The organism is uncultured Sphaerochaeta sp. (assembly GCF_963676625.2).
GTDB lineage: Bacteria > Spirochaetota > Spirochaetia > Sphaerochaetales > Sphaerochaetaceae > Sphaerochaeta.
In genome coordinates this window covers 536,361-561,983 of sequence record NZ_CAXXYB010000008.1, presented here as the reverse complement: position 1 = coordinate 561,983, position 25,623 = coordinate 536,361, and the positions used below count along the sequence as shown (strand labels likewise).

Here is a 25,623-nt window from a genome sequence, read left to right as displayed (position 1 = left end):
GGATTGGTACCCCTATAGTATCGTATGGAATGTGGAATATCACAACAGGAAAGGAAATAAGTCGTACAGGTAAAAGCTTCTACCGTCCTGCAGGTATTCCATGCTATGATTCAACAAGATATGAAGTATGTAATTTTTACCTTTGCCCTTGTTCTCGGAGTTCCTGTCATTGCCGGGGCGACAGCCTTTTCAAAGCTACTCAAGAGACTAGCTTTTTCCGTTATGATTGTCTCTTTTCTTTTTGGGTCGAAATTCAGCATAAATATCATGTCCATGGAATTCTATAGGGGACCTGTCAGGGGTTTCGAAGTGACTTTTGCAGACCTCATTGCCATGGGACTCGCCCTTGGTATGCTACTGAGAACGGGAAGCAAGATTGTCTGGCGTCCGAGGTTCTTTTTCCCTCTGTTTGCATTTTTTATATTTGCAATAGTAAATGTTCAGAAATCCATGTACCAGATCTACGGATGGTTTGCTATCTGGCAGTTGTTCAGGATGGGATTCATGTATTGGTGCGTAATAAACTTCTTTGCAACGGAAGACTATGATCATGATTCCATCCTAGCCTTGATGCAGGGCTATATAGCTTCTGGATGGATTCTCGGGGCGATATCCTTTAAACAGAAATATCTTGATGGTATATATCGGACAAATGCGTTTTTCGATCATTCCAACACGGTCCCTTCCTTTGCCCTCATCATTTTGTGTGTTCTGCTGACGTGGGTTATTTTCGATGGCAAACTTTCCAAAATCCAGTTTATCCTGGGATTTTTTGCCTCTCTTGGGCTTGTCTTTGCCATCCTCTCCACCGGTTCGAGAACTGGAATGGTTACGGCAGCAGGAGCGATGGTATGTGCCATAATCATTGCACGCCATAAGGCAAAAATGACGGGTCATATGCGTTTTGCCATCATTTTCCTTATTTGCTGTATGGTCCTCGGTGGTTTGATGGTCATGGATACGGTCATCGACCGTTTTCTCAATGCCCCGGAATCGAGCGAAGAAGCTCGCGATGAATTCAAGATAGCTGCTGTCATGATGGCGGATGACTTCAAGATTGGTGTGGGTTTGAATCAGTATTCCCAGGTGCTTACCGATGTGAAAAAATACCGGGAAAACTTCCAGGTAATGAGGAATGAGGAACAGGGAGGTGTCGCCCATCATATATATTTGCTTACCGCGGCGGAAATGGGATACGGCGGTATGTACGCCTTCGTTGCTATTGCTGTATTATTTGGATTGTCGATGGTATTTTATGGCCTTTCTTGGAAAAGTCTGGAGCAACGCTTGCTGTTGGCCCTGGCAGTAGGGTTCTTTATTCTGTTTTTGATAGGGTTCTATGAATGGGTAATTCGGCAGTCTACGGTCTTATACCAGCTTGTTGTTGCTGTAGGGTTTGGTCAATCGCTTATCTACAGCATTAAAATACAGAAAAAGAAAAACCTGCTTAGCCTTGGGGGAGACGAACAATGACACAAATGTCCCGGACCAGACAAGTTACGATCAATGCCGCCACCAACTATATCAGGTTCTTTTTTTCCATGGTGGTCTCTTTTTGGCTCATTCCCTTTATTATCAGGAATCTGGGCCAGGATATGTATGGGCTCTGGACTCTATCCTTTTCCCTGATCGGGTTTTTCTCCCTCCTTGATTTCGGGTTTGGGCTCGGTGTCGTCAAATGGACAGGGGAAACAAAGATTTCGGGTGAAGTTGAGTACCGAAACCATATGCTCAGTACGGTTTTCTTTGTCTATGTTTTTGTCGCGATAGTCGGAATGATTCTTTTGGGAGGCTTTTCCTTTTTCTATGCAAAGGTTTTCTCGATACCGGAACCGTTTCAGGGGATCGCTGTGACTGTCCTGCTGATCCTTGGTTTACGGTCTCTCCTCATCCAGATTCCCCTGAGCCTTTTCAAGGGAATCTTGTTCGGGGAACAACGGATTTATCAGATAAACATTATCCAGACCATAGGTACCTTGCTCTATGCCTCTTCCGCCTATGTGGTGCTCAGTCAAGGGAAGGGAGTCGTTTGGCTGGCAATCGTAAATTGTGTTTCCTTCCTGTTGGAAAATATTTTATATTTCCTCTTGGCCTATAAAAAAGTTGCCAACCTTTCGATTTCCCCCAAAAAAGTACAGAAAGAATATCTTCGTGAGGCAGTATCCTTCAGTTTTTACTCCTTTCTGACAACCATTGCCGGCTTGGTTTTATTCCAGACAGATGTCATCATTATCCAGATAACCTTGAATCTGACCTTGGTTGGTCTCTACTCCATTGCCATCAAGATTTCCGAATATGCCTTTCTTTTGACAAAGCAACTGGTAAATGTCCTTACTCCGTTGATTTCCGAACTCAAGGAAAAGAAAGAATATGATTCCATACGATTCTTGCTGCTTGACCTCTCCAAATACATCATGGCAACCGGGGTAATTCTTACTGCGACCATCTATGTCTTTGGACAAGAGCTCCTTGTCTTCTGGGTCGGATCAGAGTTCACGGGAGCAACCGTTCCCCTTTTGTTGCTGATGACTTCTTTCATGATTTCCATACCTGAATTGATAGCCTCAAATGTATTGACGATGACCGGAAACCAGAAGTTTACCGCCAAGGTATCAGTGTTTTCCATTATCGTGAATGTTGGATCAAGTCTTCTGCTCGTAAGGCCTCTCGGGCTTGTCGGCATAGCGTTGGGGACGCTTATTTCCAGTTTTGTGAACAATGTTATCCTCACCTTATCAAAAGTGGCGAAAGAGTATGAATTTCCTGCCTATTGGTATTTGTCGAAAGTGTTTTTACCTGCCTGTCTTCCAGGCCTTGCCCTGGTAGGTATCGGTTTTACCATAAAATATTTCTATTCAGTCAGTTCTGTGTGGGATATGATAATAAAGGCTATACCCGGTGGTCTTGCCTATGTTGTCATTTTCTGGGAGTTCTTTACTGATAAAAAAATGAAGAAGACAATTATCGGAAAAATCGCAAGGAAAGCGCATTCAAAGGAGATTTGATATATGGCTGAGGAAACAGCTTTGAAACAAGAAGAGTTCAAGTTACCGCTTGAGCTAAAAACGGTTCTCAAGACTCTCCGCCAGAAATGGGTATGGCTTGTCCTTATCTGTGTTTTTGCCTTGCTCTTGGGTGTGCTTTCAGCTCTGCTGTTGGGTACCCAGAAGTATGAATCCACCACGGTATTGTTTTATCAGCCAATTGAATCCTATGTCCCCGATACCTTCAAGATTTTCCAGAGTGTAGGGGAAGGTACTGAACTTTCCTATGAACAGGGAGCAGGGTTGGTCAAGCAGGCCACTTCCGATACTTCTCTTTGGAACAAGGTAAATATGGTCAAGACCCTTCCCAATCTGGAAGAGCTTCGGCGAGAGTTGTCGATAACCAGGACCCTCGACCAGATTGGCGCTTCGATCAGTGTCGATGTAGCCAGGGATACCAATTTGATGTTCATTTCGGCAACCAGCGAGGACCCCCAGGAAGCTGCTCTGCTGGCAAATACAATTCGGGAAATATTTCTTTCCAATAACAATAGCCTGATCAGTAGTGAAATCCAGGATCGCCTGGTGACTCTCAAAATGCAATTTGAATCGGCTACCAAGGAATTGGCAACTGCAAAGTCAGATTTCAATGATTTTATTGAATTGCATAATATCAGGGATATCGCAACAGAAGCCCCTAAATATGCCGGGGAACTGGTGGACTTGGAGCTTTCCCTGGATAAGAACAAACAGCAAGTTGAAATCTATCGGCAAAGAGTTGAGAAAATCCAGGATGCCATCCAAAGCGCCAATATGAGCGATCTTGAAGAGCAAAAACGCAAGGCTGAAGCAGGGGCTGGGGGACTTACCTCCGATGAGGCAAATAACAAGATTCAACAGATTGCGCAGAAAATCAATGAGATACAGGCAAGTAGTACAAATCCCATTGAGGAAGCACGGTTGAATACCCTCTATGGGATTGCAGAAAATGAATATGTCCGTGGAATGATTACTCGTTCAGAATATGAGGCAGCAAAGTTCAACTATGATTTCTTTGTTGCAAACCATACCTATTCTGCGGAAATTGAAGCACTCAAGGCCGAGACTGAAAAAGTCAGGTCCATGACAATCGTAGGGGGTGGGGATAGCGTTGCTTCCTCTGAGTATTTGAAACTTGTCAGGGTCATGTTGTTGGATAATCAACTTGAACTCATCAAGTTGGAAATGGAATATGAAGTTGACCAGAAACGGTATGACTACTTGAGCAAGAACTATATAAACCTTCCTGAAATAAACCAAAATTATATTGTACTTACCGGAAGGGTTGCCTCACTGGAGGCAGAGACCCGAGGACTGGAAAAAGTACTCACTCAGTTCAATATAGTTGCAGAGGAAGACCACTCTGATTTCTATGTCATCTCCGATGCCGAGGTACCCTTGCTTCCTCAGGATTCCAATAGGAAGCTTATTGCATTAGCCGTTTCCTTCCTTGTTTTCTTGCTTGGTTTCACTATTTTGCTTATAACCGTAGTAATCGACCAACGGATAAAGTCGGCTGGGGATGCAAGGCAGAAACTTTCCAGAGTGATACTTGCCACCTTTCCCTTCGTAAGGAATACAAAATTGTTGCTTCCTGGAAAAGACAGGGAAGCCGAACATATTGAACGGTATAGGATTCTAGCCAGGCCCTTACGGATGAAATATCCGAAGCCAGGGGCAACGTTCCTTATTACCAGTACCGCGGACAAGGAAGGAAAAACCACCCTTGCGATTAACCTTGCTACGGTATTCGGTCGTCAGGATGAGCATGTGTTGTTGATTGATGCCCAGATACGCAAGACTGACAGTGGTTCTCCCTTGAAACCCTATAGGCTGACAGAAGAAATGGAAACGGAACCGGCAACAAAAGGATTGGGGTTGGGGGAATATCTTTCTTTCAAAGTTACTGACTGGGAAGATATCATTACCCAGACAACTCTTTCCGGGGTCGATATGATCATCAGGGAAGGGGATGCTGTCATCCCTGACCTGTTGCAGTCTTCCAGAATGAAAGAACTTATTGAGGAGTTGAAACAAAGGTATTCGATCATCATAATCGAAGGTTCTCCTGTGGGAGCTACCGTTGATTCCGAGATCCTTGCCAATTATGCTGATACGGTTCTCTATGTGACAGCCTGTGATATGTTGAAACCAAGTCAGATTTGCCAGTCGCTTGCTCGTCTGAAGAACACCCAGGTACCTTGTGAGGGGATTGTTCTTACGAAAGTGATGCCTGTGTATCTAGATTGATTCTAAGGGGAAATACCACATGACAAGAGAGGAAATTGACGTTATTTGTTATCGCATCCTGCTTTCCATCGGGGATTCCCTGGATCTGCGGAAAATGCTCGGGAAAAGCTTTACCATGTATATGAAGGAACTTCATTGTACGAAGGGTGCCGTAATTCTGATAAACAAGAAAGAATCTCAAGTATCTCCCTTGACAATAGCATATTCAATTCCCCGGAATATTGAGAAAAACGGTTCTTTTATGGAACTTATGCAGAATCTACTGCACTATACCATTGCTGATGATACTGCCACCCTTTCCATTCCAGGCGATAGCGGTACGTATCATCTGATGAGTCTCTCCAATGTTGGCATCCTTATTCTCTATACCCGGGATCAACCTCTTGAAAAAAACATCCTAGAAGCTCTTCGACCAATCAATCAGAAGTTGGGAACAGCCTGTGAGGCTTGCCTGCAGAACACGGAACTCCAGAAAAGCAACCAGAAGTTCATGGAGATGGCAAACATGCTTCCCGGGTTGATCATTGAACTGGACGAGAATTACAAGGTAACCTTCTTCAATCAAAGAACTCAGGAAATTTTCAAGCAAATTGATTCTGATGGTTTTCTTCCCCAGAATATATTTGATTTTTTCCCCTCGACGGAAATTGAGCATATCAGGAAGCTTCTCAAACGGGTAGAGGCTGGTGAAACCATGACTTCCGATGATGTCTGGATGAAGAACAGCAGGGACCAGTTCTTCATGGTAAACCTGATAATTTCCCCTATCAGCTATTATGGTAACATCACGGGTTTCAGGGGCATCGCCGTAGATATTTCTAGAAGGGTCAAACTCGAGCAAGACTTGAAACTGAGGGATACCTTGCTCAATTCCCTTGCCCTTTCGACACAGGAATTACTCAAATCTAGCGAATTCAAACAGGCAATCGACCATTCCTTTGAACTGTTCGGGAATGCAACTGAGGTAAGTTGCATCTGTTGCTATACAAATGTCTTTGACCAAGAAAATAAAATAAAATATGTCAACAATCATTCCATATGGGTTTCAAAAAACTATAAAGCTATGATTGATTTCTCTGGTTCCCTTGCAATCCCTGGCGATACTATCAGGGAGTTTCTTGAAGATCTTGGGAAAAAGATTCCTTGCAACGTAATCGTACGTACCCTTGATCCTGGCATTACCCGGACTTTATTGGAAAAGGAACAAATCAAATCGATTTTGATATTGCCTCTTTTCGTCAAGAATTCATTTTTTGGATTTCTTTCCATCAGTGACTGTATCAATGAACGGATATGGTCGGATGTAGAGATGGATATGTACAATTTGTTTGCCATTTCCATCTCTGAGGCTCTTGAAAGACATCAGGCCGAGACTGAGCTACAGTTATTGTACAAGGACATCATGGATGATCTCGATACCGCCCAGTCAATCCAGAATTATATCCTTCCCCCTTGGTTCAAGCTTCATGAAAACCTGTTGTTCTCTTCAAATTATCAACCCTGGACAAAAATTGGCGGGGATCTTTTTGATTGCATTAAGCTGAAAGATAACCGATATGTAATTTATATTGCCGATATTTCCGGTCATGGAGTGCAGGCTGCGCTGACGATGACTGCCGTAAAATCAATTTTCAACATGGTTATCCGAAGCGATCAGGATAGTAATTCACCTTCTGCCGTAGTTACCCAGTTGAATGGTATTTTGAGTAAACGTCTGTTCAATGACAACTACATGACCATGTGCTATTGTTTGGTGGATCTCAATGAAATGACCCTTACCAGTTTGAATGCCGGGCATCCTCCCCTCATGGTGATCAACCAGAAAACTTCATTGATAACCCTGCTTGATGAAAAAGGTGATATTCCCCTTGGTTGGATGGCAGATCATGTCTATGATGAATCCTCGGTGCAGGTCCTGCCTTTCTCGTATGATGATACGGTCTGCCTCCTTACCGACGGGGTGTTTGAATGTTTTAATGCAAAGAATGAACAATTGGGATTTTCCAGATTCAAGGAAATCCTCAAACAAGAAAATCATGGTTCCAATTGCATCATGGTTCCCCATGACTGTTACCGTACCATCGACGAAGAAGGCTTTACCACTAAAAATGATGATTTTACCTTTGTATCCTTCCAGGCGTTGCCTCAATTTGAAAATCCAAAGCGATTTTATTATGAACTTCTTTCAAACCTACATGCGGTCGATGAGGCTTCTGCCGCCTGCGAATCGTTTGTTTTGCAAACAGGGGGAAGTGATCTGCAGGCTTTCAAGTGCAGGTTGATTGCAAGTGAATTCTTGAGCAATATTGTCCAGCATGGATTGGAAGGTAAATCAAACGAAGTCATTTGCCTTGAAGTTGAATATGGTCAGGATATATCCCTCACCTTTAGGGACAATGCCGATGAATGGCCCCTTCCTCCACAAGAAGATTCCATGGACACTTTTTTCGATCTGCTCAACAATGATTCCAATACCCATGGAAGGGGAATGCAGATAATTCATTCCTATACCAAGGAAGCAATACGAAGGCGTTCCCATACCATCAACGAAACACGATTTGTACTGAAGGATGAGTAGTATCGGGTAGGTATCAGTCTCTTGATTGCATTGCCTTTGCAAGCAGGGCTTCTAGTTCCTGTATATAGCGGTCGAAGGAGAATTGAGAAATTGCAGTTGCTTGTCCAGCCTTGGCAAGGTTGGTAAACAATACAGGATCCTGGAGTATCCTCTTTATTTGATCTGCAAGGGTTTTTTCGTTGCCAGGAAGAAAGGTGAGGGCATTCTGTCCATCGAGAAGAAATTCTCCTTGGCCCCCGTTTGCTGTGCTTATGACAGGGAGTCCGCTTGCCATTGCTTCAAGGTGTGTAAGCCCAAACGGTTCTTCCCAGATTGAAGGGAATATAAAGAGATCATGATCAGTGTAGACCGAGGACATCTTCTCGTGGGGGACCAAGCCCTTGAACTCCACATTGAGCTGATGCTTTTTAACTATTTCCTCCAGCTGTTTTGTATAATCGGGTGGACCCTTTCCGACAATTGTGAGCGATATGGGTGGTACGGTCTTGTCTGAATGGAGGATTGCAAGAGCTGAAATCAACGTGTGGACTCCCTTATATTCATGCAGTTGCCCTGCATAGAGAAGTTTTATCGGTTTGTGCAGGGAAGCTTCACTCTTTGGAGGGAATTGTTCTAGGGGAATTCCTTGGTAGATAACCTGTGAATTGGCAATTGAAACCCCTTTGGATAGGAGATTTCGTTTCACCACCTTGCTGATACAGGTTGTATTCTTGAACTGCAGCCCTTTCAGGGTTATTTCTGGATTGATGAAGGTGTCGAGAAACCAATGGGCAAAGGCTTTGGGGGATAGTGCAAAGCGGTGCTCCAGAAAACTGGTGATGTTTTCGTCGTTGAACGTATAGACTACGGGAATTCTTGAGTTCTCCGCTTCCCTTGCCGCCGAGGGCGTAAGCCGAAGCAGGCTCCAGATAAAAATGACTTCTGGTTTGATTTCCTTGATGCATCGCTTAGTAATCATGCTATTGTAACTCTCTGCACGTATCCTATCTTTCCGCTGGTAACCAGCTATCTGGTCAAAGGGTTGGAAAAGATGAAGGTCCCTGTGGATGTTGCCTTCTGAAAGATGACTTGCATGGTCTGAGGTCAAAATATGCACCTCGTGGTTGCGTTTTTTCAGATATTCTACCACTTGACCGCATAGGATCTCATATCCGCCAAGGACATACGGTGGGTATAGATTCGAGATTACCAAAATCTTCATGTTATTATTGTAATCTATGTTATGATAATTACAATACGTATTGCCATCAGGTTTTGGGGCTATGCAAAACTAATTATGAAGAGAGGAATATATGGAACCTCGCAACCAGAAATTCCCTGTTCTCCGATTGAAAGGAGAGTTGGCTCCTTGGCCTCTTGATGAGGATTTTAGAAGGGATTGGTCAGAATTACTTTTTAGCTTACCCTATAAAACTCCTTTTTGCAGGTTGGAATGGATTGAAACAGGTATTTCTGTTTATGGGGAAAACATCCAGATGGTTCCCTGCCGATTCTATGACCCTGCAGGAGTTCTCCAGGCAATCGGGCTATTCAGTAAATTGGATGAGCCCGGAAGATTCCTGCCTCATACTGTCATTCGGACAATTGAGTACAATTCCCAGCGTATTTTTCCCCTTCTTGCCAAAAATGTCTCCATAATGGCTGAGGCCTTGAGAACCTTCAGGAATTCTTTTGATTTTCATGTGGATTATTATGATTTCTACAAGCTCGACCCCATGGGTAAGGACTTGGAAGAATTGGCAATGGATTTGGACAGCATGAAACTCACCTATGAACTTGAGGTTTTCAATGAACAACCCCAATTCAACCTGGACCTTACCTGGGATGATTATCTTACGGGAAGAACCCAGGGGCATAGAAAGAAAATTCGTCGCTATACCCGCTTGTTGCAGGAACAGTATCCCGATTACCAATTTACGCGACTGAGAACCCCAGAGGAATTTGAAGCGTATGGACTGGAGAAGGTGTTGGATACGATACTGGATCTTTATAATAGAAGCTGGCAATCCGAATATCTAACCGAACATGGTAATCTTGCATCAAAAATGAGCGATTTCTATTGCCGTATTGCCAGAACCTTTGCCCCTCTTGGGTTGCTTGATATCTGTTTGTTGGAGGCTGACAATACTCTATTGGCCTATGAGTTGAACCTAGTTGAGGAGGGGAGTATATTCATGCTTTTCGGAACTTACAACCAAGAGTATTCCCAATGGTCCCCGGGCAATGCCATTCTTTCCGAGATTATCCAGGATAGTATCAAGCGTGGGTATAGTCTGCTGGAGTTCGGAGGAGAGTATCTGGAATATAAAAAACTCTGGACTAAACAGTCCACAAATTCCTATCATCTCAGGCTCTATGGGAATACCTTGCATTCGAAGGTCAAATGCCTGCTTAAAAAAAAGAAATGATGGAAAAGAAAAAAAAAGGTCTACTTGCGACTTTCGAAAAACTGGCAAGGCATCTTCATATCGGTAAGGGTGTGTTTGAATATTCCCTGACAAGTCTTCTGAAGGTTCCTGTGCAACCTGACGAGGCTTTTTCCCCTGCTGGATATTCAGTCGTACCTGGTACGATCGAGAATTTGGATGGAATGGCAAGATGCCGGAAAATGGAGGACGAGGAAGAAGGGAAGAAACTCTTTACCAGCCGATTCTTGAAAAATAGTCTGTGTTATCTGCTCCTTGATCCAAACAAGGACATTGTAGGCTATGCCTGGGTAACGACTGCCATGAATCTGTATGAAGATAATGATAGGTATTCTCTTTTCTGTTCTCCTATACAAGCCTATATCTTCGATACTTTTTTGAAAAGCGAGGTACGGGGAAAACAACTCTATGGATTTTTGATCGGCAGGATCCAGCAGTTTCTCTCTGCAAAGGGTCGAACCGATTTTTTTGTACTGGTTGATAATGCAAATACAATCAGCCTGCGTGCCCATGGTAAATTGGGGGCGAAGGAGTTGGAGACCTATCGGTATTGTTGTTTGTTTGGTTTGACTTTCCATTCTTTGCAGGGACAACAAAAAACAAGGCGAAGACTTGGTCTCTTGCAAGGGCATGGAATTATTGAGTCATTTGCAATGGCTGCACCGGATTTGCATACTTTTTCCATTTCTGTACAGGCTTTGGACTCTGAAGAGGCCTGGGAGCTTCCTCAGGCCAGCGTTTCCCAGCTGGAAGAGACGATTGGGGATTCGCTTTCCCCTTTCCATCTGTTTTCTGTTGCCCATAATTGGTGGAAGACAGCTGTACAAGATCAATGTCGACTATTCCTGCTTGGCATCTACAAGGGTCACGATCGAAAACTTGTTGGGTATGGAATATTTCGATTGTATGCAAACAAGGAGAGATTCGGTCATCCCAAGGAATTGATTGCCTTCGACGATCTGTATTTCATGGAGAATTGTTTTTTTATCCATGTTCCTGATCTCTTACCCTATACCATCCAGAAATTACTGTCAAAACGCAATTTCCGCAAGGAAATACGAAAAGTTACCGATGCCGATATCCTTTCTTGGCATCGGATTCCACCAAGAGACCTGGTTCCCCAACTTCCCAAAGCAATATCCCGGTGGGCGGTCAAGGTGGAAGCCGAGTACCCGATACTGGAAATCAATGATAACCAATCATTCCGGGACAGCGGGATTGTTACGCACGTCATGCATGATATCACTAAGCAACAAAAACGGATGGTCAAGGCTTTTGGGATCATCCCTGAGTTATGCCCTTTCGAACTTGGCCTTCTTGATGAGCTTTCCTATGCCGACAGGGAAGAGCAGTTTTTGCAGTTGATGCGAAAAACTTGGCAATATGAATGGATGAAGGAAAGTCCGTTGGTCGATACTGATGTGTATGAATCAAGATTAAGAAACTATAGTCGCATATGGTCAGCTTCCAATTTCCCTGTATTGTATTTCCTTGACCTTGGCGAAAAGCACATCGCCTTCTTGTATGCGTTGCGGTCCAAGACTCGTTGCTGGTGCCTCTTGATAGGATATGATCCTGATTTCAAGACCTATAGTCCAGGGAAGACAATATTTCTTGGTATGTTGCATGATATGAGCAATCGAGGGGTAACCCAGTTCCATCTTGGAGGAAATGTTGTTGGATGGAAAGAGGATTGGCAATCCTATTGTGCACAGATTTATCGGGTGGAGTATTATCTCAATGCATTCTTTGTGTTGCCAAAAGTACTGAAGGCCCTGCTAAAAAGAGGTTGATTCTCCTAGGGAGGCATTATTCAGTACCCCATAGAGGCAGATATTCCAGACCATGGTTTCCCATACCGAAAATTCGTTGTTGTTCACCAGGGACCAGCCATCAGTCCATCGTCTCTGCAGGGGAAGTTCGTCCCATGCGGGGAACAAGGTATTCGATACAACCTGCTGATAAGCCGCTCCACTGCGTTCCTCTGAGGGGCCATATATCAAGATTCCCGGAACATTTCCGAGTCCCAGGTCATGCTTGGTATGCCAGGAGTCAAGTTGAAGCGGACTCTGGACCTGATCTGATCCCAGCCCTGTCACGAAACTCTTCCCCAGTGGATTGAGACCGAGATCATAGTCTCCATATTGGCACAGGATGTCAAATAGCTTTTGCTTTAGTGCAGGGTCTGTTTCCAGCCTATAAGCAAAGGCATAGACGTCTGCATATCTTCCCTGGGCGGTTGCAGAACCCCATCCATAGGTTTTCGTGGCTCCTTGGGGATAGAGGGCTTTCTCCATGTCAAATCCCATGTATCCACCTGTCTTGGCCTGGTTTAGGACAATTGCTTGCAGTTTTTGTGCAAGAATTGGGTCAAAGGGATCGGAAGAGAGAAGAAAACTGCTGAAATGTACCGTCTGGATTTGGGCGTATCCATTACCTGGTCGGTATTGTACAGGCCACTGCCCATCCTCCAGTAGCAGTCTGGTTGCCAGTTTTTCAAACAAGGTCTGTAGTTTTTCCTGCAGGGTTTTCGACTGAGGCTCGAAGAAGGGAAGAGCCAGGGATAATTGCAGTGAAGCATAGAGTACATCGGCGGTCTCTGAGGTTTCTGTGTATAATAACCCTTCGTCAGTAATGGTGTTGTCGATATAATTCCAGGCAAGCATTGCCCGGTCGAAGAGTTCCTGGGCCCTGGTTTCCCATCCAGGGAAGGAGGTCAGCAACCTGGCCGCCTGTGCCATCATGCCTGCTCCATAGGCTGTGATCTCGTTGGATACGGCCCAGGTTCCATAGACAAGGGAATCGGAAGCTGCATTGGTTTTTCCATATTCGGGGTGACCGCTCGTTTCGGTACCGGCCATGATTCCCCCCCTCTGATGGTCCCGTTCATCAAGTATCTGGAGGTTTTCCCAGATTTTTAGGCCCCAAAGGGCTTCATCGAGAAAATCCGGCAACCCATTTCCCGATTCCGGCAGATTATACTGTCCATCGATAAAATGGTCGGGGAAGGCTTCGTAGTAACCAAGCATAAGAATTGGGACGATCGTATGGTACGGGCGTCGATCGAAGTCTCCTGCGTCGTGGTATCCTCCGGATATCGGAATCATCGGGGTCCTTGGATCAACCTCGATTTTTCCGGAAGCGGACCAAGGGCTGCGGGTAAGGCCAACTTCTGTATGGCAAGCTTCCCGGGTAAATTCCGTGTAGGGGGATTCCAGGGCAATGCCACAGCGTTGGTGGTACAATCCTCTTGTATAGGTGTAGGCAATCCTTTCCACCGCTGCATAGGAAATCTCAAAAGGGTAGGAAATTCCACAACCTTCAAGCTGGATTACATAGGGGCCACCGGGAGGAACCGCTGATAGGTCAAGTCTATATACATATTCACCGGAGCTTACCAATCCTTTGGCTACCTGGGTATCGTCTCCCCTGAACTCGGCTTTCCCTGTATAGATTACTTTCAGGCTCTCCTTGTCGAGCACCCTGTATTCAGGGTCAGAGGAAAACAGCAAAGACCCTCCATTTCCCAGGTATACCCCAAGATTCGCATAGCGTATGCCGCTTTGGGGATGGTAACCTTCCTGATTTACCTTTATCGATTCACAGAAGATGGTCTTGTCATCGAAGGTAAAGGAAGTCGAGCCAAAAGGGCCCGAAACCGAATACACCTTGTTGTTTTGCAAGGGAGCCTCGAGGACAAGATACACTGAATATCGGGTTTCGATAGGGTAGGAACCCTTTGTCGTCTTGGGAAGTTCATCGACGCTTTCCTCTTGTATATAGAGTTTGTCCGGATGGATTGCATTGACTACCCAGTCTGAATTTTTCGTCTGCAAGGGGTTCGTTGCCAAGGTATTTGGCTTAAAGGAGTCGGTAAAAGAAACAACCAATACATTAGGTGCAGCGGTATGGACTGTGAGCGTAGGTTGTTCTACTTTTGCGCCGTTGCAGGAAAACAGCACCAGTGACAGACAGATCCAAAGAAGAATCAGTTTTCTCTGTTGTTTTATGATGATACCCACCTTTTCCATGCTTTACTATAAAACGGGTAAGTCCCCGATGCAATGGACAACTATGTGCCGGGGGATGATTATTTCCACAAAACTTGGTATATGTATGGTATAAATATGTATATAAGACACTTGTCTCGGAGGATTACCCATGATTGTAAAGAAGGAAAACGAAACCACTGTCATAGAAGTGGAGTCTGCAACCCTGACCGCAGCCAATTCCAAGGAATTCAAGGCTGCCATTGAACCCTATCTTGACACTGAGATGAATATTGTCATCAACCTATCCAATGTAACCTTTCTTGACAGTTCAGGGCTTGGTATTTTTCTTTTCTGCCTAAAAAAATTGAACCAGAAGGGTGGTGATGTAAAATTGTGCAACGTAACCAAACCTGTTCGGGTTCTGTTTGAATTGGTTCGCCTGCACCAGATCATTGAGGTGTTCAACACCGAGGAAGAAGCCCTGGCCTCATTTACCCAGAAATAACAAAAGGAAGCAAAGATGCCACAGGAAATGAAGAAGAAACGATCCCTGAGCCTTTGTATTTTCATAGATGCACTTGGCTGGGAGATACTCAAGAGTCATTCGTTCCTTGATGATGAACTCATCCATAAACAGCCTCTGACGACCATCTTTGGATATAGTGCCACCTGTGATCCTACTATTCTCACAGGCTTGCTTCCTCGTTCCCATGGCCATTTTTCTTTTTATGCCTATGATCCTGTGCATTCTCCTTTCAAGGGTTCTCCTTTTATCCAGATGATGCGTCTTGTTCCCAAGGCACTGTCAAGTAGGAACAGGGTTCGTTCCGTTGCCGGGAAGATAATCAAAAGACGGCTTAAGTACACTGGGTATTTCAATATCTATAATATGCCTTTCCGTCTGTTGCACTATTTTGACTATACAGAGAAAAAGGATTTGTATCAGAAAGGCGGAATAAACAGTGGAAGCCCGACAATTATGGACTATGCCCGCGACCACAAAGTGGATTTCTTTCTTGCCAACTGGAAGGCCCCGGAGATAGAGAACCTGGAAACCCTTTCTGCGGTTATCAAGGACGAGTCGAGGAACTGTTCCTTTGCCTATTTGTACATGGCTTCCATGGATGCAATCCTGCACCAGTATGGGAAGGACCATGCAGAGGTGACCAAGAAAATTCAGTGGTATGAAGAGCAAATCCGCGCCCTCCTTGCTGACGCCCAAAAAAACTATGAGGAAGTGAGACTTTTCATTTTCTCCGATCATGGAATGACGGATGTCCACACAAATTTTGATCTCAAGAAAATCATTGACAGTGCTGGCTTGAAATTTGGCAAGGACTATGCCGTTGTCTACGATTCCACCATGGCACGCTTCTGGTTTCTCACTGATGGAGCTGAGCAGAAAATCAGGGAAGTCTTGCAGTCTGTCAAGGAAGGGACAATCCTGGAAGATTCAGTTATGCATGAATGGGGCGTGGATTTTCCTGACAAGCGGTACGGAAAGCTTTTCTTTCTGATGAATCCCGGAGCCTTGATTGTGCCTAGTCACATGGGTGAACGGACCATAGCCGGTATGCATGGTTATTCCCCCCTGGATATCGATTCAACGGCTTCTTTTTCCTCCAATGTCGAGTTGGATACCAACCCTTCCCGTCTGGATGATCTTTATACGCTGATGAAACAGGAGATAGATCGTTGCCTGATACCAAAGAAAACAGAAAAGAAGATATGAACCTTCCTATCCCGATAGTGGTCCGGTCTCATAATGATCGGCATCTTATCGAGCAGACCCTGCAAATGTTGGGGCGTCAGACCTATGCCTGCGAAGTCCATGTTTTCGATAATGATTCTTCTGATGGTACCTTGGATATTCTCTCTTCCTATACTCTTTTCGTTCATAGGGTTCCTGGCGGGACGTATATTCCCGGTGCTGTCCTCAACGAGGCTATGAGAACCCTACAGTCTGCCTATCCCTATGTCGTGTTCCTTAATTCCGATTGCACCCCGGTTGATGAATTCTGGCTGGAGAACCTGGTATCAGGATTTAGCGAGGATTCAATCGCCGCCGTGTTTTCAAGGCAGATGCCCCGTCCTGATTGCCTTCCCCTGTTTGCAAAGGATACCGAGGATACCTTTGGTGATGGATCAAGGCAAAAATACTGGAAGCATTGCTTTTCCATGGCTTCCTCGGCCATACGGAGGGAATGTTGGGAAAAAATGCCTTTCAGGGAAGACCTGCAATATTCGGAAGACATTGACTGGACCTGGAGGGCTCGCCAGAAGGGTTGGTCCATAGCGTATGCAGCAGAATCGCGGGTTTACCATTCCCATAACTACACCCTTGCACAGTTGTGGAAACGACAGCAGGGCGAAGGAAAAGCCGATGCCCAGATTTTTACTTGGTCATGGTGGGAACGTTCATATCTCAGGTATTCCCTTCTTCCGTATCTTCGACAGGTTAAAAGTGATGCATCGTATGCAAAAAAGCATAAAAAAACTGGATTGCTCGGCTATTCCCTTGCCTTGCGTTTTTCCCAGATGAGAGGAAGAAGACAAGGGTTCAAGGAAGGACTAAGGAAAAAAGGTATGGACAATGGATAAACTACCAATGGTATATGCACGGGAAGGATCAACTGAATTCAATGCTTTCATAGAAAAAACCCTTGGAGCCCTGGCAGAAGAGGTTCGCCAGGCAATGATCTCTACCTTCGTTGCTCTTGTGCTCGGAGGTGGCTACGGAAGGGGAGACGGGGCCTGTGTCCTTCGAGAGGGTAACGAGTCACTCTATAATGATTTCGATCTATTCCTGGTCGTGACAAAGCCTATGGAAGTTCCTCTTCAAGTGCTTGAGGTTACCAAGAAATATGAGCATATGCTCAACATTGAAGTGGATATCGGAAAACCCCTGACAATCAACGATATCAAGCATCTTCCCCGCCAGTTGATGTACCAGGATCTTTTGCAAGCTCATGTGGTGCTACTTGGAGACCAGAAAGTACTCACTGCCAATGCACCGTCCTATTTGCTTGAACCCTTGCCTCAGGTTGATGCTCTGCGGCTTCTTTTAAACCGGGGATCAGGTCTTCTGCAGGCAATGTTGGAAGCCCGTGCCTTGGTTCTCGATCCTTCCCATCAAATGCCTGATCCTGATTTCATTCGCAGGAATAGGGAAAAATGTACGCTCTCCTTTGGGGATAGTCTTTTGATACAGGCCGAGAGCTATACTCCATCGTTGCTTGAACGGCAAAAAAGGGTAAAGAGCCTGAAGAAAGAGAAGAATCTTGAAAACCTTGATGAGCTGAAAAGCTTGTATGAGGAGGCAGTGACTTTCAAGCTTCGTCCCGATAGTCTTCCTCTTTGTCAGAATGAGCTCGATGATCTTCTTTATATTGCAGACTACTGGGTTTCTGTCCTTCTGTTCGTGGAATCGAAGCGAACCGGGAAGTCTTGGGCATCGGTGAGTACTTATGCAAATGATGATTTCATCAGGGAAAGCGAACAGCATACCAAAAAGAAGCTGCTACGAAATGTTGTAAAAAACCTCAAAAGGGGAAAGTTTTCCTTGCGCTATCCGCGTGAACAACTATATCGACAGCTGGCCAGCCTGTTGGGCAATGTGCAAGTATCTGATCCTGACTGGAATCGTGAAGCAAAAGATTTTCTGTCGCTATGGCAGTTATATAACTGAGCTAGTCGTTTCTTCTGGAAAATAGCAGTCTCAGGTATTTTCCCAGTAGCTTGGCATTGTAACGAGGGGTATCCATAACCTTGTAGTACATCTCTGAAGCAAAGAGCATTTCCTCGGATGGATACTGAAAGTAGAGGATATCGGCTTCAGAGATGATTCCTGGTTTTGATTGCAGGTAAAGTCCTTGCCAGTCTTTGGTAAGATGTGAATATTCTTCTGTTGTTTTCCATGGAGTCCCAAAGAACCTGGCCTTTCCGCAGGCAATTGTCCAGAAGCCGGGAATTAGATGCCACAGTAAATGCTTTAATAGAATGCCCTGCGTTTCTGATCGACTTCGAAGAACCTTGATTTCCCTTGAAAAAGGTTTGAACAGGGTTTCTGCAGTTAGCTTCTGGGGTATGGGGATTATTGTAACTGAATGCAGGGGCTTGTTTCCTGCCAGGGCTTGGAATAAGAGAAGCAGAATATATACCGGGAAAGTAACAAGAGCGAGTGCCAAGGCAAGCAATCGCGAAAAAAAAGGTGCCTTGAACTTGGTTCCACTTGGTAGGTTGCTCTCCACCGAGGAAAACAACAAGTCATCGGTAGCAGCATAGACTGTGTCCAATTCTGCCTTGAGAATTTTGTTCTGGTTTACCAGGCATCCCTTGATATAGAGGCTTTTCCCGATATAGCTCCCTGCGAACACCGAGGAGCCTATGACACTGCTTTCAGTATCTATGATACAGCCATTGCCGATTTCACAGTCGGGACCGACAATTGAGTTGGAACTAATATTTACCTGGGACCCAAGATAGACCGGAGCCACTATTGTTGCAGAAGGGGAAATCTTTGTACCTGGTCCAGTCCATACTCCTTCCCGGATTTTTTTCCCCATCATGATGAGGCCTTCTCCGTTTCTGACAAGAATTTTGTGAAGAGACTCCAAATAGGTATTGGCAGAGCAGACATCCAAGGAGAAGACCTTGGTCTCTTGCAATTCCTCGGTTGTTCCTTGAATCAGGATAGCTTTCGTGCATACGCTCCATAAAAGGTCCTTGTCGCTTTTCTCATCGCTGAAACGCATTGGTTCCAGAAGATGGTTTTTCGAAAAAAAGGGAAGCTGCAGGCTGTTGCAAAACAGGAACAACTCATCCTCGGCGATTGCTTCGCTGGTAATTATGCGCTCGGATATCTGGGTGGTTTTCTTCAGCAGGGAATAGGTTATGGAAATTCCCCATCGTTCGCCATCCCCAATAAGTTGTTCCAGTTCATCTGCATATTGAGAAAGAAAAATCAATACTTCGTGAATACCCGATCTTTCGATATATTCAATGATATGTTGTACAAAGGGCTTTCCCAGGATTGGGAGAAAGCATGCAGGATGCTCAAATGGTTCCCCATTGGTCTGGAATAGGGGGATTTTGGTAAAATCACAGATAGCTTTCATTGGTTGTTGATCTCCCTTTTAGTTCGTTTGATTTTTTGAATTCGAAGCAGGAACTCAGCATTGCCGATAACATATCGCTTCCACATGCGTCTAGGTTCCATGATCAAACGCCAAACCCACTCGATTCCTATTTTTCTCATCCAGGTAGGGGCCCTGGCTATGGAGCCTGAATAGAAGTCAAACAAGCCCCCGACTCCCATGGAGACGGGTACAGTCAAAAGATCCCTCTGTTCATGGATCCAGAGTTCTTGACGGGGCACTCCCATTGCAACTAGCAGGAAGTCAGCCTTTGAAGCATTGATTCTTGAAATCACATTGGGTTCTTCTCCCTTGGAGAAAAAGCCGTCCTGATAGCCTGCAACAATAGCTTTTTTTGCATGGTCATTTGCCCATTGGGCAGTTTTCTGGGCTATTGTCGGCCCTGCTCCAAGTAAATAGAGCGTCTTGCCTTCTGCTGCGCAACGCTCACAGAGCAAAGGAAACATATCAGTTCCGTTGACATTGTCGATAATCGGGGTTCCCAGTGTATCACCGGCTTTCCTTATTCCCGTGCCATCGGGAAAAATTGCCTTTGCATTCTGTAATATTTCAAGATATTGGGCTTGTTTTGCCGCTACATTGATGCAATGGGCATTTACAAAGTGAATTTCCTGGGTTTTCGATTGGGGGCCTAGGGATGAGAACAATAGGTCGAGAGCTTGTTGCATGGTTATATTGAGAATGGGTATGCCAAGGAGGTTGAATACGCCAGCATTCGGTTTATCCATATCAATAGGCTCCCTTTCCTGTCAGTACGGCAGGAATGGTCTTGAAGATCAACTTGAGGTCGAGCCAGAAGCCATGGCTTTCGATGTACAGGACATCCAACTCAACCTGTTGCTTAAATCCAATATCCGATCTTCCGCTTACCTGCCAGATTCCTGTAAGGCCTGGAGTGACCTCCAGTCGACGGCGGTCTTCCTGGGTATAGAGGGCGACTTCCCTTGGGACGGGAGGTCTGGGACCGACAATGGACATATCCCCCTTGAGCACGCACCATATCTGGGGCAGTTCATCGATACTGAATCGTCTAATAAAGCGTCCGATTCCGGTAACGCGGGGATCCTTTTTCATTTTGAAGGTGACATCGCCCTTACGCTCTGCCTGTCCTAGTAGGTTGTCTTTCATTTTGTCTGCGTTTATGACCATGGAACGGAATTTGGGAAAGGGAAAGGGTTTTCCCTGTTTTCCGATGCGTGTCTGGACATAGATGACAGATCCTCCATCGGTTAGCTTGATGCAGAGAGCCACAATGGCAAAGAGGGGGGAGAGGAGCAACAAGGCCGAAAGGGATACGACGATGTCAATGATTCGTTTGACAGCCAAGGTTGCCTTGATGACATTGGTCCAGAGTTTTCGCTTGACCTTTGCCTTTCTGGTTTTGAAAATCGAACTTTCCAGCTGTTTTTCCATCTGTAGGATTCTCTTTTCCCGTTCATCCTCAGAAAGCTTTTTTTGGTTTTCCCGCGGATCTGTCCTTTGGATGTATCGTACAATGCTGATGACGGCTTCCTCTGCTACTTCATCCTGTTCAATGACAATATCTGCATAGGGTTTTGAGGAGAATACTTCAGTTTCGATACGTTCCTGATTGGTGCTGATAATTCTCTGGATATCCGCTGAGAGCCCTACCTCACTTTTTGTACCCTTGCCTGATTGGTTTGCTATCTTTTTCGAATCCTTGTAATGCAAGAGGGCCTCGGAGGTTAAAGAAAGGTCATCAACCTCGACATATACTTTCAGGCTTGCAATCTGTCTGAAGGCTGACCTGGAAAGGATGTTGTCGCTGTAGATGATAAGGAAGGGTTCCGTATAGTCTTGTTTTATCTTTTGCAAAAGATACTCTTTAGAGAGGAGAAGGGAAGCTTCCTCAGGGGTTTTACCTGAAGGCAGAAATGAATGACAGTCGACAGCGATTGCCTTGGGAAGCCTTTTCGCCAAGGTTTCTGCGAACTTTTTTGCACGGGGAATTGATGGACCTGCCACAATAATTACATATGCATCCATACTACTCACCTTTTTTTGCCTTGTTTCAGTGCATTGTCAAAGACGCTCAGGGTTTGTGCAACTGTTTTATCCCAGGAATATAAATTAGCCCAGGCAAGGCTTTGCTCGGAGAGCAGATTCCTGGTTTCTTTACTGCCCAATACCTTTTTCATTGCCGCTTTCATTTGTTCACAGCTATCCGGAGGGAAATGAGGGGTATGGGGACCGCTTACTTCAGGGAGCGAGGCAGCGTCGGAAGTAATGACGGGAGTCCCGCAAGCCATGGCTTCCAAGACGGGCAATCCGAAGCCTTCAAAGAAGGAGGGAAGGACAAACAATTCCGCACCCCTATACAGATCTGCTACGTCGTCATTATCGATGAAACCCAGGAATTTAATGTCGTGAGAAAAAGGAGAGGCCTTGGCAACAGTATGAATCTCCTCTGAGCGTTCTTTGTCTGGACCGGGAAGAACAAGCTGGTAAGGGATAGTTGTTTCCTGGCGAAAAAGGTCAAAAGCCTTGATGAGGTTCACATGGTTCTTCCCTGGGTGTTCAAGGCGGGAAATGTACAGGATATAGGGCTCTGTTATGGAAAACTTCTTTGCTATCCTGTCTTTGATAACCTTCCTGTCTTTTTTTGGGTAGAACCGTTTGCTATCTGCCGCGAGGGGGATGACAGTAACCCGTTTCTCGGGCACTTTTGCAAATTTGACGATATCGTCCTTGGAAAATTGGCTTACCGTTATAATACTGTCCAGTCTTCTGATAAGAAAAGGGAGCATATTCCTGTTGAAGACTGCATGGGAGAAATCATATTTGTTCTTGAGGTGCAAGGTTGCCAGGTCGTGGACGGTTCCGATAATGGGACACGGGGCCCAACCACATATCCTTCTGTTTGCCGCAGGAAGGAACAAGAGGTCATAGTGCCGTTCCTTGCAGATTTTTGGAAGCTTGAACTGGTTCCAGAAGAAATTCTGCATAGGGGAACCATCGACATTCTCAACTTGGTACCAGGAAATATTTTTCTTTCCTTCAAGATAGTATTCTTTGTCTTTTTCCGGCCCTATTAGCTCAAATGAGTAGTCTTGTGAATAGGGAGCTTGATCGAATCGGTCTAGAAGCTCCCTGAAATAGCTACCGATACCTGAACGTCCGCAATCGGTTCCAAAACTTGGGCAGCCAATTTTTATCATATGCTTTTCCCCATCAATATGTTTTCAAGCTTTTCGCAATAGGAGTCAAAGGAGAATAGTGTCTCAGCTTTCCTGTAACCGGCTTTCCCGAATTTTTGTGCAAGTTCTTTGTCTTGCAACAAAATCAACATCTTGTCGGCAAAAGCCTGTGGATCGTTCGAAGGAACCAGAAATCCTGTTTTTCCATCCTCGAGCCAGTCAGATATTCCACCTACATTGCTTGCCACTACCGGGCGCTGGCGTAGCATAGCCTCAACCCCGACCATCCCAAAGGGTTCAGGCCAACGGGAGGGTACGACTACAAGTGAGGCCCCGTCATAGAAATCGACAAGCCGGTCATGCGAGATCCATCCAATGAATTTCACGATTTTTGATAGTTCCTCTTCCTGTACAAGTGCTTCGAGGTTTCCCAGGTCGTTGCCTGTCCCCAGGATTTCAAGCGTCACGGAAGAAGATAGTTTATCCTTCAGCAGGGCAAAAGCCTTGATGAGGGTATCGACCCCCTTTCCCCTGATCAACTGTCCCACAAACAGTACTGTATTTTTTTTTGGCTGTTCTTTCAGGGGTTCTGGAAAAGGTGCGACGCAGGGAGGAAGTAGGGCTGTCTGGTTGTCAGAAAAACCGTTGCGGAGCAATTCGCCTTTCATGTAGTTGCTTCCAACAATCAAGGTATCGAGCTTGCGGTTCTGGTCCAGCTCCTTGAGCTTAGTTCCAATAGAAGAAAAACCGATGCCCTTAGGTCCTTTCTCGAGAAAGGCCAGATCAAGATAACAACAAAATCCCGCCTTTTTGGTGCATATAGCGTGGGAAAAGAAATAGTACTTGTGTTTGCGTGGACAATAGAGGTCATGGTCATGAACCATACGGACTATGGGGAGGTTTTTGGCTGCGCTTCTTACGCTTCCTATATCATCGAACTTGTGAACGTAGATTACCTCAGGTTTTGTCTGAGTAAGTATTGAAACCAGGGAAGTGGGACCTAGCTCCCACGTTGATTCAAACAGCGAATTAAAAAGCTGTTGGTCAACGGATGAGTTTTTCTTGCAGGCAAATATACAAATATGCCCTTTGTCAGACAGTCCTTTGGCTGCTAAGGCGATGTTTTGTTCTACGCCACCGAAATAGCCTCCGGTCGTGTTAAGAAAAAGAATTCTCATTGATACTCCTATAGATTTTCTCCAGGCGACTTGTAATGGTATCCCAGCTATAGTCTGCCGTTGCTGTTTTCAGGCCTTCTTTCCCGAGTTCTTTTTGTAGGTCCGGATTTCCTGCAAGGTTGCATAATACTGAAGAAATGCTTGTAGAAGCTTCAATTGGGGACTCTGGGTCAAAGAATACTCCATCCTTGCCGTCAGAGACCAAAGATACGAGGCCTCCCCGTTTTGAAACGGCTACGGGTTTTCCGCTGGCCCAGGCTTCCAATACAACCATTCCAAAAGGTTCGTGCAGTGAGGGTAGTACAAAGCAATCCGCACTATGGTAGGCATCGACCAATTCGGTGCTGCTGTAGGGGATGCCCCCTATAAGGGTAACTCTGTCCCATACCCCAAGATTCTTTGCCTCGGTAGTGAGGGTCTCGACATATTCCTTACTGGTAACATGACCAAGAAAAACCAGATGGGCATTTGGGATTTTCTCAAGTATGGATGGAAGTTGCCTGACCAATCCCAGTTGGTTTTTCTGGACATCCAGCCTGGCAACCGTCAGAAAGACGAAACTATCAGGGGAAATGCCATGAAGTTTTCGAAACGAAGGTCCATTGCCGATTGAAAATCTTTCGATATCCACACCGTTGGGCAAGTACTCGACTTTTTTATTGGGAAATTTCTTGATCATAGATGTGTATTCATCTTTTCCGACACAGAGTATAGCCGCCGCATCGTCAAGAACGCGCCTGGATCCTACCCAAAGTCCCAGAATTTTACCCCATTCAAGGGTGCCTTTTGTAGGTTCAGTCCAAGTCTCTTGTTCTTCCTTGGGAACTGCAAGGTTTCCTCCATGCAGGGAAATGACATAGGGAATGTTTTTTTTTCGGGCGCAATATCGAACAATTCCTCCCAGGCGCTTACCTGTGTCCAGATGGATGATATCGATACCCTTGGTTTTCTGCAAAGCATGCATCAAGGAGAAGGAAAAAAGATTGCCAGCCTTTTTGTCCAACATTGACCGAGACTTTTTTGATAATCCCAGATATGGATAAAAATAGGAAAAACCGCCTGATGGGAATGTCCCTATACAGCTCAAAATCTGTTTTATCCAGTGCCTTGGACGTAAAAATTTCCATTTGGTAGCCTTTTTTTCCCAAGGCGTGATGAGGTTTCGGCTACGAAAGTCTCTGATCCTCCCCATTCGTTGGTCACAAATCGACGTGGGACATGGATAATATGTATTTTCTTGTCCATATACCCTGATTATATATGATAAAAACAGCATACGCTAGGAATCTTTTTCTTTATGATACCCGTAAAAGTATGTAGGTTCTGTGTGGTAATTTCCTTTTAGCCTACGGATTTAATTGACAGACCAGCCTCTCAACAGGAATAATGAATTTGGAAGGTGAGTTTAGACATGGTTGATTCAATGCGTCTGATAGCAATAGCGGAAAACTCTGAAGTAAAACGATCGGTCGTTGAAATTCTTGAGAAGACAGTCGGTCCATTACTTGTGTCGATAGCATGGCTGATGGATTGTTGAGTGTCAAACGCAACCATTTTGATGTAGCGATTCTCTTGCTGATATGAAGGACTTTTATTCGATTGAGAATATGGTGAAAAAACTACAGGAAGTAGGATCGATCCAATACATCATTCTCGTATCTGAACTGGAGAAGCCTGTTGATTCCAGTGACAATAGACACCTGCAGACAATGTTGATTGAATCCCCCAATGCTACGGCTACGGAAATCAACCAGGTCCTTGAGGTTTTGAGTACCGTAATGGAGCAAGAGAAAAGCTTGGAGGGAGAATCTTTTGACACAGATTCAGAGCAAAATGGAGGAAGTTGCACTCTTTGATAGTGT

The 25,623-nt window shown here is 45.1% G+C and carries 20 protein-coding genes; 12 read left to right on the top strand and 8 right to left on the bottom strand.

Going from position 1 to position 25,623, the window contains the following annotated elements:
* Positions 1-120 precede the first annotated feature (120 nt).
* Genes ACHZBG_RS13245 through ACHZBG_RS13230 form a run of 4 tightly spaced genes read left to right on the top strand, consistent with a single transcriptional unit; the run spans position 121 to position 7,851 of the window.
* Entirely contained in the window at positions 121-1,473 is a 1,353-nt protein-coding gene (locus ACHZBG_RS13245; protein WP_320129941.1) for an O-antigen ligase family protein, read from the top strand.
* Positions 1,470-3,005, top strand: a complete 1,536-nt coding sequence (locus ACHZBG_RS13240) for a polysaccharide biosynthesis C-terminal domain-containing protein (RefSeq protein WP_320129940.1) — start codon at positions 1,470-1,472, stop codon at positions 3,003-3,005. Before ACHZBG_RS13245 ends, ACHZBG_RS13240 begins: the two co-directional genes overlap by 4 nt.
* 3 nt (positions 3,006-3,008) lie before the next feature.
* Entirely contained in the window at positions 3,009-5,273 is a 2,265-nt protein-coding gene (locus ACHZBG_RS13235) for an AAA family ATPase (protein WP_320129939.1), read from the top strand.
* 19 nt (positions 5,274-5,292) lie between these two features.
* A complete protein-coding gene (locus tag ACHZBG_RS13230; RefSeq protein ID WP_320129938.1) occupies positions 5,293-7,851 on the top strand; it encodes a SpoIIE family protein phosphatase in 2,559 nt (852 codons plus the stop codon).
* A gap of 13 nt (positions 7,852-7,864) precedes the next feature.
* Here ACHZBG_RS13230 and ACHZBG_RS13225 read toward each other — a convergent pair whose 3' ends face one another.
* Positions 7,865-9,052, bottom strand: a complete 1,188-nt coding sequence (locus ACHZBG_RS13225) for a glycosyltransferase family 4 protein (RefSeq protein WP_320129937.1) — start codon at positions 9,050-9,052, stop codon at positions 7,865-7,867.
* 91 nt (positions 9,053-9,143) lie between these two features.
* Between ACHZBG_RS13225 and ACHZBG_RS13220 the strand changes: the two genes are divergently transcribed.
* Positions 9,144-10,259, top strand: a complete 1,116-nt coding sequence (locus tag ACHZBG_RS13220) for a GNAT family N-acetyltransferase (protein ID WP_320129936.1) — start codon at positions 9,144-9,146, stop codon at positions 10,257-10,259.
* Positions 10,256-12,070 carry a GNAT family N-acetyltransferase gene (locus tag ACHZBG_RS13215; RefSeq protein WP_320129935.1) on the top strand — a complete coding sequence of 605 codons (1,815 nt, stop codon included), beginning with the start codon at positions 10,256-10,258 and terminating at the stop codon, positions 12,068-12,070. Before ACHZBG_RS13220 ends, ACHZBG_RS13215 begins: the two co-directional genes overlap by 4 nt.
* Here ACHZBG_RS13215 and ACHZBG_RS13210 read toward each other — a convergent pair.
* Complete coding sequence (locus tag ACHZBG_RS13210; protein ID WP_320129934.1) at positions 12,056-14,308, bottom strand: glycoside hydrolase family 9 protein; 2,253 nt, start codon at positions 14,306-14,308, stop codon at positions 12,056-12,058. The genes ACHZBG_RS13215 and ACHZBG_RS13210 overlap by 15 nt on opposite strands.
* 130 nt (positions 14,309-14,438) lie before the next feature.
* Between ACHZBG_RS13210 and ACHZBG_RS13205 the strand changes: the two genes are divergently transcribed.
* Genes ACHZBG_RS13205 through ACHZBG_RS13190 form a run of 4 tightly spaced genes read left to right on the top strand, consistent with a single transcriptional unit; the run spans position 14,439 to position 17,957 of the window.
* The gene (locus ACHZBG_RS13205; protein ID WP_320129933.1) at positions 14,439-14,774 is read left to right on the top strand and encodes an STAS domain-containing protein; all 336 of its coding nucleotides are present in this window, start codon (positions 14,439-14,441) and stop codon (positions 14,772-14,774) included.
* A gap of 15 nt (positions 14,775-14,789) precedes the next feature.
* Positions 14,790-16,001, top strand: coding sequence for an alkaline phosphatase family protein (locus tag ACHZBG_RS13200; protein ID WP_320129932.1), 1,212 nt, complete (start codon positions 14,790-14,792; stop codon positions 15,999-16,001).
* Positions 15,965-16,870, top strand: a complete 906-nt coding sequence (locus ACHZBG_RS13195) for a glycosyltransferase (protein WP_320129931.1) — start codon at positions 15,965-15,967, stop codon at positions 16,868-16,870. The genes ACHZBG_RS13200 and ACHZBG_RS13195 overlap by 37 nt, the downstream gene beginning before the upstream one ends.
* A complete protein-coding gene (locus ACHZBG_RS13190; RefSeq protein ID WP_320129930.1) occupies positions 16,863-17,957 on the top strand; it encodes a hypothetical protein in 1,095 nt (364 codons plus the stop codon). The genes ACHZBG_RS13195 and ACHZBG_RS13190 overlap by 8 nt, the downstream gene beginning before the upstream one ends.
* A gap of 1 nt (position 17,958) precedes the next feature.
* Here ACHZBG_RS13190 and ACHZBG_RS13185 read toward each other — a convergent pair whose 3' ends face one another.
* Genes ACHZBG_RS13185 through ACHZBG_RS13160 form a run of 6 tightly spaced genes read right to left on the bottom strand, consistent with a single transcriptional unit; the run spans position 17,959 to position 24,767 of the window.
* Positions 17,959-19,386 carry an NDP-sugar synthase gene (locus ACHZBG_RS13185; protein WP_320129929.1) on the bottom strand — a complete coding sequence of 476 codons (1,428 nt, stop codon included), beginning with the start codon at positions 19,384-19,386 and terminating at the stop codon, positions 17,959-17,961.
* Complete coding sequence (locus ACHZBG_RS13180; protein WP_320129928.1) at positions 19,383-20,153, bottom strand: WecB/TagA/CpsF family glycosyltransferase; 771 nt, start codon at positions 20,151-20,153, stop codon at positions 19,383-19,385. Before ACHZBG_RS13180 ends, ACHZBG_RS13185 begins: the two co-directional genes overlap by 4 nt.
* A gap of 1 nt (position 20,154) precedes the next feature.
* The gene (locus ACHZBG_RS13175) at positions 20,155-21,432 is read right to left on the bottom strand and encodes a sugar transferase (RefSeq protein ID WP_320129927.1); all 1,278 of its coding nucleotides are present in this window, start codon (positions 21,430-21,432) and stop codon (positions 20,155-20,157) included.
* 5 nt (positions 21,433-21,437) lie between these two features.
* Positions 21,438-22,604 carry a glycosyltransferase family 1 protein gene (locus ACHZBG_RS13170; protein ID WP_320129926.1) on the bottom strand — a complete coding sequence of 389 codons (1,167 nt, stop codon included), beginning with the start codon at positions 22,602-22,604 and terminating at the stop codon, positions 21,438-21,440.
* Positions 22,601-23,761 carry a glycosyltransferase family 4 protein gene (locus ACHZBG_RS13165; RefSeq protein WP_320129925.1) on the bottom strand — a complete coding sequence of 387 codons (1,161 nt, stop codon included), beginning with the start codon at positions 23,759-23,761 and terminating at the stop codon, positions 22,601-22,603. Before ACHZBG_RS13165 ends, ACHZBG_RS13170 begins: the two co-directional genes overlap by 4 nt.
* A complete protein-coding gene (locus ACHZBG_RS13160) occupies positions 23,742-24,767 on the bottom strand; it encodes a glycosyltransferase family 4 protein (RefSeq protein ID WP_320129924.1) in 1,026 nt (341 codons plus the stop codon). Before ACHZBG_RS13160 ends, ACHZBG_RS13165 begins: the two co-directional genes overlap by 20 nt.
* Before the next feature lie 405 nt (positions 24,768-25,172).
* On the opposite strand from ACHZBG_RS13160, the gene ACHZBG_RS13155 reads away from it, so the two are divergent.
* Together ACHZBG_RS13155 and ACHZBG_RS13150 are read left to right on the top strand one after the other, a co-directional pair.
* A complete protein-coding gene (locus ACHZBG_RS13155) occupies positions 25,173-25,298 on the top strand; it encodes a hypothetical protein (RefSeq protein ID WP_320129923.1) in 126 nt (41 codons plus the stop codon).
* A gap of 70 nt (positions 25,299-25,368) precedes the next feature.
* Positions 25,369-25,617 carry a hypothetical protein gene (locus tag ACHZBG_RS13150; protein ID WP_320129922.1) on the top strand — a complete coding sequence of 83 codons (249 nt, stop codon included), beginning with the start codon at positions 25,369-25,371 and terminating at the stop codon, positions 25,615-25,617.
* Positions 25,618-25,623: the final 6 nt, after the last annotated feature.